This is a genomic window from Paenibacillus taichungensis (assembly GCF_050994985.1).
GTDB classification, from domain to species: domain Bacteria; phylum Bacillota; class Bacilli; order Paenibacillales; family Paenibacillaceae; genus Paenibacillus; species Paenibacillus taichungensis.
The window spans coordinates 4,233,199-4,246,009 of the sequence record NZ_CP194720.1 but is presented as its reverse complement, the minus strand read 5'-3'; the positions used below and the strand labels follow the sequence as shown (position 1 = coordinate 4,246,009).

The window sequence follows — 12,811 nt, the reverse complement described above, 5'->3', positions numbered from 1 at the left end:
AATAGTTTGTGTAATTATTATGACGGTCACACTCATCAGCATAGAAAGTAATACGAAACGGTTAATTCAAGAGCAGGCCGAAACCAATCGGAAACTGGAGCAACTATTAAGGAAAGAACGTTTTTAAGACCAGACAGGAGGAGTATGACGATGGATCATATTAAAGCAATTATTTTTGATCTAGACAATACGATTCTCAACAGAACAAGTACCTTTGAAGGCTTCAGCCAGAGCTTGATCAACACTTATTTTGCTCATCTTGAGACTACGGATGATATTCTTAAACGAATTATTGAGCTGGATGAGGACGGTTACAAGGACAAAGATGTGTTGTTCAATGAGTTGCTCCATGAATTACCTTGGGCTGAGAATCCACCTCACGCGGAGCTTATGGAGTTCTATGGCAGAGAGTATGTGAGAAGTGCTGTATTGATGGAGCAGGCGCGAGAAGTGGTTCAGCATCTAAGAGGAAAATATAAAACAGGTTTAATCACCAATGGTAAAACCGAGATTCAATACGGCAAAATCGATCAACTTGGTATCCGGGATGATTTTGATCATATTATCGTTTCGGAAGAGGCTGGAGTCAAAAAGCCCGATCCTCGTATTTTCAAATTGGCATTGGATCATTTCAACCTCTCTGCCGAGCAGTGTATCTACATTGGAGATCATCCCGTCAATGATGTTGAAGGAGCGGCAAAAGTAGGCATGAGCACGGTCTGGATGAAGGTCAATCAGCCTTGGCAGGATAGCATTACAACCAAACCATTGCATGCTATTGAGCATCTTGGTGAACTAAAAGGCCTACTCTAGAAAATATCGTCAGATTAGATTCAAACCACACAATATTACATAACAGAACAGTGAGGTAGGTGCACATGGAGATCAGACAAATGGCTACGGCGTTTTTGAGTCATGGCAACGACATGTTGATGATGAAGAAGGCAGGCAGCAGGCTGTTCGATTTTGAGTTCTGGGGTGGTATTGGCGGGCATTTGGAGCACGGCGAGCTTAATTCACCAATGACTGCCAGTTACCGGGAGATTGAAGAAGAGACGGGGTTCAAGCAAGCGGAAATTGAAAATTTCCGTCTTCGATATGTTTTGATGCAGTATAGCGACGGTGAAGTTCGGCAGCAGTTTGTATATTTTGGTGAGACGACACATCGAGCCTTTATTCCATCAGATGAAGGGGAGTTATTTTGGGTACCTTTGGATGAGCTATTGGATTTACACACATCCATTCTGATTAAAGCAGCGATCCGGCACTTTTTGCAGAATCAGGAGACCGACGAGATATGGATCGGTAATGTCCTAAAGGGGGAAGGGGCAACGGGTAAACCAAGGGTGGAATGGAGTATTATGCAAGACACGATATCCTTTGAACCCGTTGTGTAATGTTAGACGTCTTGACCGGGAAAGGGACCTATCTCTGATCGAAAAAGCCATACGTTTAAACGTCTGTAGGCGACTGTTATAAAGAGCGAGGATATTAGCCACCCCCGCTCTTTTTTAATACCTCGTATTGAATATAAATTCTCTTTTTTAAAAAGCATGATGGATATTGATATTCAAACTCCAACAGGTGGGTCTTGGAGCGGCAGTGATCATCCATTATTCAATTCGGTTTATTAAATGAAAATCAAGCTGTGATGATTCGATCTTTCGTGCGTTTTCTCCGATTCTCAATGGCTTCCTCATAATCTCTGACCAACCTGTCAAAAATATGATCCCACGAACGCTGCTCAGCAAGTTTTCGGCCTTCAAGACCCATAGTCCTCAGTTGATCCATATGATCTCCCCAGAGGCATATCTCTCGAATCAATGCATCCGTATTACCCGGCTCGAACAGAACACCGCTTCGATGATGTGTGACCAAGTCTTTTACACCGCCACCATTCGCAGCGAGAACCGGCAATCCCGAAGCCATCGCTTCCAGCACCACATTGCCAAATGTTTCTGTTGAGGAAGGAAACACAAAGAGATCTGCCGAAGCATACATAGCAGCAAGATCTTTACCATGTAGATACCCCGTAAAGGTGACATTGGGTGGGGCTTGCATACGCATCTTGGGAAGCAATGGCCCATCGCCTACAATGATCCAGTGTACACGGGATTGCATATGTTCTGGCAACTGCTGCATGGCAAGGGTGAGGGTAGCGATATCTTTTTCCGGGGCAATTCGTCCAACGTAGAGTAAAATTAGAGGAGCCGTTATGTTGTAGCGAGTACGCATATCGGAGCTTCGTTTATCAGGTGAATACAGACTGCAATCGATCCCGCGGGACCATAACTTCAGACGTTGAATGCCTTTTGATTGCAATGCGTTTAAGGTCTCCTGAGACGGTGTCAATGTTGCATCACAGGCTCGGTGAAACCATTGGATATACTTCCAGTACAGAGGAATGACACTTTTCAACTTGTAGTATTCGAGGTACCGATCGAAGTGAGTGTGGTAGGAGATGACATGTGGAAGCTGATACTTGAGCGCATATCTGAGACCAAAAAGACCCATATTGAACGGAGTGGCGATATGCAGCAGATCTGGCTGAAAGGTATTTAGCTCTCGATGGATGGATGCTCGATTAGGTAAGGCAATGCGACATTCCGGATAGAGGAAAAGGGGATGTTGGTAACCGAACGGACCGGAGCGGCATCATTGCCTTCAATAACAGACTGCGGTGTGAATAACAGATGCTCAATGCCTTTGCGGTTCAAGTGATTACTCAAGCGGTGCAGCGTACCGGCAACACCATTGGTTTCCGGAACATAGGTGTCAGTGAACAAGGCCAGGCGCATCATAACCCCTCCCAAGACTCTTGATGACAAGATCATAACAGCGGATCATTTTCCAAAGGTCAAGTGAAGGTTAACTTTATCCATATTCCGTGTAAAGTGTGCGGGGAAGTAATCTGGGGCAAACTTACATCGGATAAACTTATATAACATATTCTGCTATGATATATAGGCGTTTAGTTATAGTGGACCCGTGTGAAATCATTCGTCCAACTTATATAGATAGAGAGATACAGGAGGCAGAGAGATGAACAAATTACAGGAAGAATTGCAGCAATTATTACCCTTGGATCAGTTTGACAGCATGTCGGGTGAGGAAGTGGTGGGGAGTGTTGCCATGGATCTGTATCGCGCGGAATTTGCGACCATTCGGGAGTGTGGACCTGAACTTCCACAGGTATTGCGAGATACCATCCTGATCATAGATCTGGATACAGAGCTATCCATGAGCGGCATTACTGGTTTTCTTGAAAATTTGAGTGGGCGCTTTCTGGGTGAAACGACGGAAGCGATGCAGCGCATAGGCAATGATGCTGATGCAGAGATTCTGAAGAACATCCAGCATATGTTATCCGAAAGTGGTGTAACACCTGAGCAGTTAAGAGAAAATGTGAATGCACTCTCCGAACAGGATGTAACGACGACCCTGAATACGCATGGACAGCAGATCCATGAGGTTTTGCAACGGGTTGAGCTGGAAGCGGGTAATTTAAGCATGCAATCGGATAATGAAGAGGTATTTGAACTCCTTTATCAATATGTGGATACGAACAAAGATCGCCTGAAACAGGAGTTGGAGCACCTCTTGTCTAATTCAATCTGACACGCAGGAGGACTTCACTATGATTGTGATGATTAATGGGGCATTTGGCTCGGGTAAAACCTCTGCTGCAACCAAGCTGCAGCCGTTAATTCCGAACAGCATGATCTACGATCCAGAAGAGATTGGATACATGTTAAGAAACGTGATTGTGGATGACGTCCGAATGGATGTGGAGAAAACGGACGATTTTCAGGATATGGAGCTGTGGAAAGTCCTTACCGTGAAAGTCGCCCGTGAAATCAGGCAGAAGTATAACAAACATCTGATTGTTCCAATGACCATCTACAAGTCAGAGCAGTTCAGTTACATCCATCGGGGTCTGAAAGAGCTAGATACTGACCTTTTTCATTTTACCCTGATGACATCTATGGAAACATTACATGAGAGATTGTTGAAGCGCGGGGATAAGCCTGATGGATGGACTTTTCAACAAGCGATTAAGTGTGTCGAAGCATTCCATGGAGCACGCTTTGAAGAGCACATTCAGACGGATGGCCAAACGACAGATGATGTAGTAAATTTTATAACTTCCAAAGTGTTGTCAAACCGTAAATGAGGAGGCAAAATGATGACTATCAACAAACGATTAGGTATGGAGTCCCTGTTGGTAACTTTGCTATTCACGCTGGGTTTTATGGCTTGGAATGTCATTCAAGGCATGTTAATGACGCTGAATCATACACCTGAAATGATGAACACTGATTCATCTACCAGCACGTTGCAGTCCAGAGTTGCTTTTGGTTCCATTGCCCGTTGGGATATGACTTCCATTCTGATCGCTGCTGTTGGATTTCTCTTGCTTGCTGCTGCATACTATGGACTTCGATCGGGGATACAGCGCTGGACACAGCGTTCCTGATTGTTTATTAATAAAAGAAAAGCATAGCCAAAAAACAGTTCTATACCAATGAAGTTGGTAGGAGAACTGTTTTTTGTTTTTGAATCTATTATTAAAAGATTATAGATGCTTGGAGATGATTTCTTCCAGACCTTGGGCAACCGAATCCGCACCCCGTGCAAGGTGTCTCTCGTAGAGATGCAGCCGGACAAAGCTCTCATCCGTCCCCATCGCCTCCGAAAAAATGCCACCGAGCCCACGTGCACGGCGGTCGATCTGAAGCAACAGTTCCAGTGAATCTCCCATCGGGTAAAACAATACTTCCAACTCATCCAAATAACCGCGGAATTTACTCGTTGGCACGAATTCAAATTCCTGTACAAATGGAAGATTGCCACCAAGCTTTGGAGCATAGTCATTGGTCACTTCCCGCAGTTTGAAACCAAGGAGATCAATCGCATCAAGCACAGTGTTCATATCTTTTGTAGGAACTACATGGAGTCTGTCCCGGTCAGAGGGGTCCATGGCGCTTGAGATATCGAGGCCAGTTTCAACCCACACCTCTGCACGATGCAGTGTAATTGGAAGGTTTTCTGGTAGTTCAAATGAGAAGGACTTCTCCAGTTTGGCGCCAGGCTGTAATATAAAACCTTCGGTAAGCAAGTATTTGGCTACAACGGCAGTTTCATTTACTTTTCGATCATTGTGCTCCCGTATGTAATGGGTTTTGATCGTAAGGTAGATGCGGTCTACATTCTGTTCCACGTCTCCACCCTCGATGTACACGATCCCAGAGATGACTCCTCCAGGCGTAACCTCAGGTGTATGTAATTCTGTATTTACTTTGGCTGCTCCAACACCTACACTGGCTAACATTTTCTTAAAAAAAGACATTCATTCGACCTCCACATCCTATTGGTTTATCCAAGTGGCAAAATACGACTTCGAGCATAATACGGCGCCTACGAGAGAAGCGTTTCAAATTTTAACAAGCACAAGATGAGAATAGATAAAACTCTTTAAATGAGAAAAAAGTTAACTTATGGACAGGGAAATCGACTTGTCTGTGTCGAATGTTGTTTAATATGGGATTTTCTTCTGGGGGGATATCTATTGGGCATGGAATGGTATGACATGATCGCACGGCGTAACGGAGGATACAAAGGCAGATCGGTATTAACCTGGGAGGGCAATTCAGCAGAAGATGTATTTGAAGCGCGCTTGATACAGTTGCTGCCTCAGTATAAATCTGTGCTTGATGCAGGTTGTGGTCATGGTGAATTCACATTTAAAATGTCGGCCTATACCGATCATATTACGGGTTTTGAAAACTCGAAGGAACTACTGCGTATCGCTCAGGCTGGGCTTGTGGCCAGTGACGTTGGCAATGTTGAATTTGTCTACGCTACAACCAAAACAGAGTTGCCCTTCGAAGACGAACAGTTCGACCTGATTTATGACCGCAGAGGACCTACGTCGATAATTGAACATAGGAGATTGCTGCGAAAGGGTGGCGTGATCTTTGGCATTCATACCGATGTAAGCAAGGTACGAGAAAGGCTGCATACAAATCAGTATGAAAACATTGAGATTGAGGAATTCAACGAGGCTCTAATGGTCTTCCCTGATGAAAAAGAGTTTGCTATCTTTCTTTCCGATATCCCTGGCAACCCGGATTACACACAGCCTGAGTACCAGGAGCAGCTTCAAGTTAAGCTGAAGGAAAATCAGATTGATGGGAGACTTGCTGTGCGTGAGCACAAATATATCTGGAAGGCCGTAAGGCGTTAAAGAAAGATTATAGAGTTTGAATGCCCCTTTGTATTTCAGATCTGGAGGTTGTGTTTTGGATAGAGAAACTTTAGAACGGAATTTAGGACCAGATAATGTGAATACCAGCTTCGAGCAGATGGCTAACGGGGAACGGAAATACAAGATGGTTTCAGAGGATGGCAGTTATTATTGCAGAACGATAGCTTCATCTCAGGGAGCATGGCAAAATAGCCATTTTCATAACCATATAACCGAGTTCTATGTTGTGCAGTCTGGTTGGATTGCTTATGCAAATTTTGTGAAAGATCAGACGCTTGAAATCAGAGTTATGGGCGAAGGAGATCATATCATTGTGGAACCGGGAGTACACCATAATTTATATATGTCAGCTAATAGCGTTATCCATACGATTAAATATGGTTTGAATACAGATAGTGATTGGTCTGCTTCTCCGGAACTGGACAGCGTTACACAGAAGCTAATGGAGAGTGAATTACTTCAGACTTACGGTTAATCAGCTTGGGGGTTAAAAACATGCGGAAAAGTACGATATTTTGGCTTACAGGCATTGCGATTATTATTGTAGCAGCTTTCATTGTATATAATAATCTGGCTCCAAGCGTTACAGCGCAGCAGGTTAACATGAAGGGCACGATTCGGCAGACAGCTACGGATGAATACGAGGTGCAATTAACCATTACACGCACAAAAGAAGACAAGGGGCAGCACACCGTATATCCGCTTGTACCTGGCTGGGGTTCAATATCTTTTGATGACAAACAGGACAACCGATTTATTAGACCTACTTCCGTCGGCAGCACAGGTGCAATGGAAGAGATTCTTCGTCAAGTGTTACAGAGGCAGTCATCAACAGCGATTACTGAATTTGTAGGGTTTTCCATACCTGATGCGGTGGGCACGTACAAGGTGCGTTTTACCATTCATCCTTTGGGTGAGGAGGCAGAACTGATTCGGCAACCGATGATCTATTATGTTCATCAGGAAAAATTACTGGGCAAAGACCTGAGCTGGGTCTCAGGAGAGCCTCTGGAAATCATTAAGGAGTATGCAGAGTGATGCTAATCTATCAATGGAATGAGATTACGGTACGTTTACTGGATGAAAAGGATGAACAGCGCCTTGCTCAATGGTTGTCTGACCCAGCAGTACTTCAATATTACGAAGGCCGTGATCGGCCGCATGATCTGAATTTGGTCAGAGAGCACTTTTATAGACAAGAGGATACGGCACATCGTTGTATGGTTGAACACGAAGGTAAACCGATCGGCTATATCCAGTTCTATGAACTGGAGGAGGAAGAACGGAATGAGTATGGTTATGGAGACACCGATGAAATCATCTATGGAACAGATCAGTTTATTGGAGAAGCTGATTACTGGAACCGCGGTATTGGTACACAACTAGTAAAATCCATGTTGGGCTATCTAGTCAACGAAAAGCAAGCTCGGAAAGTGGTCATGGACCCGCAATCCTGGAACGAACGAGCCATATCCTGTTACGAGAAGTGTGGTCTCAGGAAGGTCAGACTGTTACCAGAACATGAGCTGCATGAAGGGCAGATGAGAGACTGCTGGCTGATGGAGTATACCCCATAGGTAGTGCGTGGTGCTATATAAACCATTTAACCAAGGAGGAATGATCGATGGATTTGAGGTACCCGATTGGAACATTTGAACATACAGGCGAGGTTACATTAGAGCAGCGGAAGCAGTGGATTCAAGATATTGCGGAGTTGCCGGAGCGCGCCCGCGAAGCGGTCAAAGGATTGAGTGAAGAACAATTGAGGTTACCCTACCGGGAAGGTGGCTGGATGCTCAAACAGGTCATACACCATATGGCAGATAGCCATATGAATAGCATGGTTCGTTTCAAGCTGGCACTGACGGAGGATAACCCTACGATAAGACCATATTACGAGGAACGATGGGCTGAACTGAGTGATTCGCGGGAGCTGGATATCGAGTTTTCTCTGCAAATCCTGGATGCGCTGCACCGTCGTTGGGTAGCGCTATTAAACACATTAACGGATACAGACTATGCCAAAACCTTTTATCATCCCGCTTCCAAAGAAACGACCAGACTGGACTATAATTTGGGCGTATATGCATGGCATGGCAGACACCACATTGCCCATATTACCTCGCTTAGAAGCAGATTGGGAATCTAGTGGTGAAATAAATAACTTATTAAGGAGATTACATCGATGAATATACATATCAGACTTTTGGATGAGGGCGATCCGGTCGTAATTTCGCAGGCGTTTCAGGAACAGGGTTGGGCGAAATCGGCGGAGCAGTACATTCAATATCTTGCAGAGCAGCAGAATGGTGAGCGAGTGACTTTGATAGCGGAATTGGATGGAGCTTTTGCCGGTTACGTGAATGTATTGTGGAATTCGTATTACCCTTCGTTCAGGGAACAGGGTATTCCGGAAATTAATGATTTCAATGTGCTGATCAAGTATCAGCGTCAGGGAATTGGATCACGTTTGATGGACCGGGCAGAAGAAGTCATTCATGAGCGAACCGAAACTGCCGGGATTGGTGTCGGGGTGTTCTCCGATTATGGCAAAGCTCAAATTCTGTATGCCCGTCGTGGATATATACCAGATGGACAGGGCATTCACAAGCATGATCGTTATCTAAAATGGGGCGATGAAACGATCATCGACGACGATGTAGTGCTCTATTTAACGAAGAAGTTAAGCTGATCGAATCCTGAATAAAAAGGATTATAACGCTGTTGAGAGGACAGGGAATTACTTTCTTCTTAACAGCGTTTTTTACATATAATCGGACTGTTTTCGGCTCGAATCTTACAAGAAAAATAGAGTTGGATTGGGTGAAAATGTTATAATAGAGGGTAGTTGATTTAGCGTATAAACCGTGATGAAGCGGGCGATTTAAAGGGAAAGAGATCAATACATAAGAGGGAATGTGCAGGATATTTTGTATGAATTCGAGGAGGAATGTGTTCGTGGAGAAGACGATTAAAAATGTCCAGGATCTATATGACATGCTTGACGCAGAATTCAGATCAGCGAAGCAATTTTGGGAACCTTTTTACGCGGATCGGGAGCGACCAATCCCCTTCTTTCCAAACAAACCGGATGAAAATCTGGTAGCACATGTGAACTCAGGAATATTACCTGGGGGCAAAGCATTGGAGCTCGGTTGTGGCCCGGGAAGAAATGCAATATATCTAACACGTCAGGGTTATAAAGTAGATGCTTATGATCTTTCAGAGACAGCCATTGCCTGGGCCAAGGAAAGAGCTGTGGAGGAACAGCTTGAAGTGAATTTCGAATGCAAATCAGCATTTGAACTCACGCCACATGAAGAGTACGATCTCGTCTATGATTCGGGCTGTCTTCACCATCTGCTGCCACATCAGCGAATTCCCTACATACAGAAGATTCAGAACGGACTTAAACCTGGAGGGTATTTTGGAATGACCTGCTTTGCTCCAGGATTTGGCGGTCAGGGTGGACCGGAGAGCGTTATGGACGATTGGGAGGTATACCGTGAGAAGTCGATGAAAGGTGGTCTGGCTTTTACGGAAGAAAAGCTTCGCTATTTGCTGGAAGATCCTTTTGAATGCGTGGAGCTGCGACCGATGAAGGCGATGGATCAGGATGAAGATTGTTTTGGCTTGCCCATCCTATGGGTGACATTGTGGAGAAAACCAAACGTGTAGTCATAGATGAAGGATCATAGATTTGACGTGTTTAACCAATATTGCACAGAGTGAGAGAAAGGCGGGGAGAATATGGGACAAAGGTATTTTATCATTACAGGTACATCCAAAGGAATCGGCAAACAGCTTGCGGAATTGTTATTGGAAAAGGGAGATCACGTCTACGGTATTGCACGCGGAACGTCTGACTTGGAGGAAGCTTACGAGCGTTACCAGCATGTTCAGTTTGATCTGGCAGATATTCATAGCATCGACGATCTTGTCTCAGGCATATTGGAACAGATTCCACCGCAAGAAGTTGAATTCATCGGGCTCATTAACAATGCAGCGATGCTGGAACCGTTGAAATCGATAGATCGGTGCAGTGCAGAGGAGATCAGTCTTAATCTGAACATCAGTTTGGCAGCGCCTATGATTCTGACTTCATCATTTATACAACATACCAGCCACCTGACCACTCGCAGAAAAATAGCCAATGTATCATCAGGGTCAGGAAGTTATCCGGCACCTTCAATGGCATCTTACTGTGCCTCCAAATCTGGAATAAACATGTTCACCCAGTGCGTAGCGATGGAGCAATCCGGGCAACCCAATCCCGTTGAAGTGATTGCATTCGATCCAGGGATGGTAGATACTGAGCTACAGGCTGTGGCAAGAGGCAAAAATGCAGAGGAATTTGCACTGTCTGAGGTATTCGGTCAGGTCTATGAAGCAGGCCAATTAAGATCGCCACAAGATGTCGCAAAGCAATTAATCGAACGGATGGAAGAAATCAGTGATCCAAGCAAGGTCCTCCATACTATGGAGGGATAATAGATTAACAGTTATAAACGTTTAGATTCATCTAAATTGGTTAGAGATTATGGATTTATTTTGTCTCGAAATTTGTATTGATCTATTAATAGCGGCCGGAGTGGAAGAGACGGAATCGATTCTGAAGAAGCGGTAGCGTTCGCCTTTGTCACCTAATTTCTACATTTAATAAATCTAATAAAGGAAATTTGGGGACAACTGCGATCGGAAGAACGATCCGTATCTGGAACGGTCCCTCGTAGATTGTCAAACAATATGCTTCGGGCAATGCCCAAGAAGAACAGAAACGTGGTGAAGGTATATGTTTAAAATTATGCTCATTGAAGACGATGAATCGTTATTCAGTGAAATCAAAGAACGGTTATCCCAGTGGTCATATGACGTGTATGGCGTGCAGGATTTTGGCAAAGTGATGCAGGAATACAGTGCCATTCAGCCACAGCTGGTCATTATTGATATTCAGCTTCCCCAGTATGACGGATTTCATTGGTGTCGCATGATCCGAGCCCATTCCAATGTGCCGATTATCTTTTTGTCCTCACGTGATCATCCTACGGATATGGTCATGTCGATGCATCTGGGCGCAGATGATTTTATCCAGAAGCCCTTCCATTTCGATGTGCTGATTGCCAAGATCCAGGCGATCCTGCGTAGGGTATATAACTACAATACAGAGCGGATTGAGCTGCGCACATGGCGTGGGGCTACCATTGAATATGTGAAAAATACACTTACCTATAACAATGAATCTGTCCTTTTGACCAAAAATGAAATGTTCATTCTCAAAGTGCTAGTGGAGCACAAAAATCAGATTGTGACCCGGGAAGACCTGATTCGCAGTCTGTGGGATCATGAACATTTTGTGAGTGACAACACACTCACGGTCAACGTGAATCGCCTACGCAAGAAGTTGGAGCCGCTAAATCTGGATGGCTATATCGAAACGAAAGTTGGTCAGGGCTACATGGCAACAGAAGAGGCGGAAATATGATTGGTAAGTACATACGGGAAAAGCTAAGCTGGTTAGTGTTGCTTATAAGCATGCAGCTCATCTTTTTATTTGTAGCCTATATCGACACGTCCATTCCATTCCGATCCGTATCCTATATCGTCGTGCTGAATGTGGTGGTATGCATCGTTTTTATCTGGGCGAGATATCCAAGAGAGACTCGTTTCTACAAAAGATTAACTGCCTGGGATCATACCTATGATCCAGGGGATTTGGATATCGCTGAAAGTCCTTATGAACGGATTGTGCACGATGCCGTGACTTCCCAGACCGAACGTTATCGGAAGGAGTCCTCATCTCATTTTATTTTGCTGGAGCAAGAAAAGGATGAGATGCTGTCCTGGATTCATGAGGTGAAGACGCCCTTAACCGCGCTGCAATTAATGATTGAGCGAATGCATGATGACAAGCTGCAGGGTCAGATGACGTATGAATGGCTGCGAATTCACCAACTGCTCGATCAGCAGCTTCACCAGAAGCGTATTCCATTTATGCATAATGATTTGTTTGTGGAAGAGACAGAGCTTGAACCGATTTTGAACGGCGAGATTAGAGCTTTGAAGTCATGGTGTATATCCAAACGGATTGGCTTCGACGTGTCATTAGATGTGACAAAGGTGCTGACCGACAGCAAATGGTTAGGTTTTATCATACGGCAGCTGCTTAGCAATGCGGTGAAATATAGTCATTCCTCTGACATTGTCATTGAAAGCAAGGAACAGGATGGGCACATCATACTGACTGTTCAAGATTATGGACGAGGGATCGAGGCGCAGGATTTACCACGTATCTTTGATAAAGGCTTCACTTCAACTCAGGGTAGACTGGAAGGAACGGCAACGGGAATGGGCTTGTATTTGACCCGACAGGTGGCACAAGCACTTCGTATAGACGTTAAAGTACAGTCTGCTCCCGGAGAGGGCACTAGTGTCAAGCTAACCTTCCCGAGAAAAAATGACATGATCCACCTAGCAGGCGTGTGACAACATTGTCACATGCTTTTTGGTTTTGTTCGGTGAATCGCACGATTAATTGGAGCATCC

Annotated in this window: 18 protein-coding genes and 1 pseudogene; 15 read left to right on the top strand and 4 right to left on the bottom strand. The window is 44.6% G+C overall.

Going from position 1 to position 12,811, the window contains the following annotated elements:
* Positions 1–150 precede the first annotated feature (150 nt).
* A complete protein-coding gene (locus ACR1R9_RS18920) occupies positions 151–813 on the top strand; it encodes an HAD family hydrolase (protein ID WP_433923012.1) in 663 nt (220 codons plus the stop codon).
* 65 nt (positions 814–878) lie between these two features.
* Positions 879–1,397: an NUDIX domain-containing protein gene (locus ACR1R9_RS18915; RefSeq protein ID WP_433923013.1), complete on the top strand. Its 519-nt coding sequence runs from the start codon at positions 879–881 to the stop codon at positions 1,395–1,397.
* A 244-nt stretch (positions 1,398–1,641) separates the two neighbouring features.
* Here the strand turns inward: ACR1R9_RS18915 and ACR1R9_RS18910 are convergent, their stop codons facing one another.
* From ACR1R9_RS18910 to ACR1R9_RS18900, 3 genes and pseudogenes are all read right to left on the bottom strand, one after another.
* Positions 1,642–2,322, bottom strand: coding sequence for a glycosyltransferase (locus ACR1R9_RS18910; protein ID WP_433948917.1), 681 nt, complete (start codon positions 2,320–2,322; stop codon positions 1,642–1,644).
* Between the two features lie 3 nt (positions 2,323–2,325).
* Positions 2,326–2,574, bottom strand: a pseudogene (locus ACR1R9_RS18905) (glycosyltransferase); the annotation flags it as partial.
* Positions 2,559–2,801, bottom strand: coding sequence for a hypothetical protein (locus tag ACR1R9_RS18900; protein ID WP_433948918.1), 243 nt, complete (start codon positions 2,799–2,801; stop codon positions 2,559–2,561). The pseudogene ACR1R9_RS18905 and the gene ACR1R9_RS18900, both read right to left, overlap by 16 nt.
* Before the next feature lie 241 nt (positions 2,802–3,042).
* On the opposite strand from ACR1R9_RS18900, the gene ACR1R9_RS18895 reads away from it, so the two are divergent.
* Genes ACR1R9_RS18895 through ACR1R9_RS18885 form a run of 3 tightly spaced genes read left to right on the top strand, consistent with a single transcriptional unit; the run spans position 3,043 to position 4,477 of the window.
* Positions 3,043–3,618, top strand: a complete 576-nt coding sequence (locus tag ACR1R9_RS18895; protein WP_090808513.1) for a DMP19 family protein — start codon at positions 3,043–3,045, stop codon at positions 3,616–3,618.
* 19 nt (positions 3,619–3,637) lie between these two features.
* The gene (locus ACR1R9_RS18890; RefSeq protein WP_072734113.1) at positions 3,638–4,174 is read left to right on the top strand and encodes an AAA family ATPase; all 537 of its coding nucleotides are present in this window, start codon (positions 3,638–3,640) and stop codon (positions 4,172–4,174) included.
* A gap of 9 nt (positions 4,175–4,183) precedes the next feature.
* Entirely contained in the window at positions 4,184–4,477 is a 294-nt protein-coding gene (locus ACR1R9_RS18885) for a hypothetical protein (RefSeq protein WP_143021583.1), read from the top strand.
* A 99-nt stretch (positions 4,478–4,576) separates the two neighbouring features.
* On the opposite strand, the gene ACR1R9_RS18880 is transcribed toward ACR1R9_RS18885, so the two are convergent.
* A complete protein-coding gene (locus ACR1R9_RS18880; protein WP_433923015.1) occupies positions 4,577–5,350 on the bottom strand; it encodes a sporulation protein in 774 nt (257 codons plus the stop codon).
* Positions 5,351–5,575: 225 nt separating this feature from the next.
* Between ACR1R9_RS18880 and ACR1R9_RS18875 the strand changes: the two genes are divergently transcribed.
* The 10 genes from ACR1R9_RS18875 to ACR1R9_RS18830 all read left to right on the top strand — a co-directional run bounded on the left by ACR1R9_RS18875 (position 5,576) and on the right by ACR1R9_RS18830 (position 12,751).
* Positions 5,576–6,247, top strand: a complete 672-nt coding sequence (locus ACR1R9_RS18875; RefSeq protein ID WP_433923688.1) for a class I SAM-dependent methyltransferase — start codon at positions 5,576–5,578, stop codon at positions 6,245–6,247.
* A 55-nt stretch (positions 6,248–6,302) separates the two neighbouring features.
* Positions 6,303–6,743 carry a cupin domain-containing protein gene (locus ACR1R9_RS18870; RefSeq protein WP_433923016.1) on the top strand — a complete coding sequence of 147 codons (441 nt, stop codon included), beginning with the start codon at positions 6,303–6,305 and terminating at the stop codon, positions 6,741–6,743.
* A gap of 20 nt (positions 6,744–6,763) precedes the next feature.
* Positions 6,764–7,306, top strand: coding sequence for a hypothetical protein (locus tag ACR1R9_RS18865; RefSeq protein ID WP_433923017.1), 543 nt, complete (start codon positions 6,764–6,766; stop codon positions 7,304–7,306).
* The gene (locus tag ACR1R9_RS18860) at positions 7,306–7,845 is read left to right on the top strand and encodes a GNAT family N-acetyltransferase (RefSeq protein ID WP_099854972.1); all 540 of its coding nucleotides are present in this window, start codon (positions 7,306–7,308) and stop codon (positions 7,843–7,845) included. The genes ACR1R9_RS18865 and ACR1R9_RS18860 overlap by 1 nt, the downstream gene beginning before the upstream one ends.
* Positions 7,846–7,892: 47 nt before the next feature.
* Positions 7,893–8,417: a YfiT family bacillithiol transferase gene (locus tag ACR1R9_RS18855; protein WP_433923018.1), complete on the top strand. Its 525-nt coding sequence runs from the start codon at positions 7,893–7,895 to the stop codon at positions 8,415–8,417.
* A gap of 36 nt (positions 8,418–8,453) precedes the next feature.
* Entirely contained in the window at positions 8,454–8,960 is a 507-nt protein-coding gene (locus ACR1R9_RS18850) for a GNAT family N-acetyltransferase (RefSeq protein ID WP_076290003.1), read from the top strand.
* Positions 8,961–9,265: 305 nt separating this feature from the next.
* Positions 9,266–9,946 carry a class I SAM-dependent methyltransferase gene (locus ACR1R9_RS18845; RefSeq protein WP_256716854.1) on the top strand — a complete coding sequence of 227 codons (681 nt, stop codon included), beginning with the start codon at positions 9,266–9,268 and terminating at the stop codon, positions 9,944–9,946.
* Between the two features lie 72 nt (positions 9,947–10,018).
* Positions 10,019–10,759 carry an SDR family NAD(P)-dependent oxidoreductase gene (locus ACR1R9_RS18840; protein WP_433923019.1) on the top strand — a complete coding sequence of 247 codons (741 nt, stop codon included), beginning with the start codon at positions 10,019–10,021 and terminating at the stop codon, positions 10,757–10,759.
* Between the two features lie 301 nt (positions 10,760–11,060).
* Positions 11,061–11,750: a response regulator transcription factor gene (locus tag ACR1R9_RS18835; RefSeq protein ID WP_076290000.1), complete on the top strand. Its 690-nt coding sequence runs from the start codon at positions 11,061–11,063 to the stop codon at positions 11,748–11,750.
* On the top strand, positions 11,747–12,751 hold the full coding sequence (locus ACR1R9_RS18830) for a sensor histidine kinase (protein ID WP_433923020.1): 1,005 nt from the start codon (positions 11,747–11,749) through the stop codon (positions 12,749–12,751). The genes ACR1R9_RS18835 and ACR1R9_RS18830 overlap by 4 nt, the downstream gene beginning before the upstream one ends.
* The last annotated feature ends 60 nt before the right edge of the window (positions 12,752–12,811 follow it).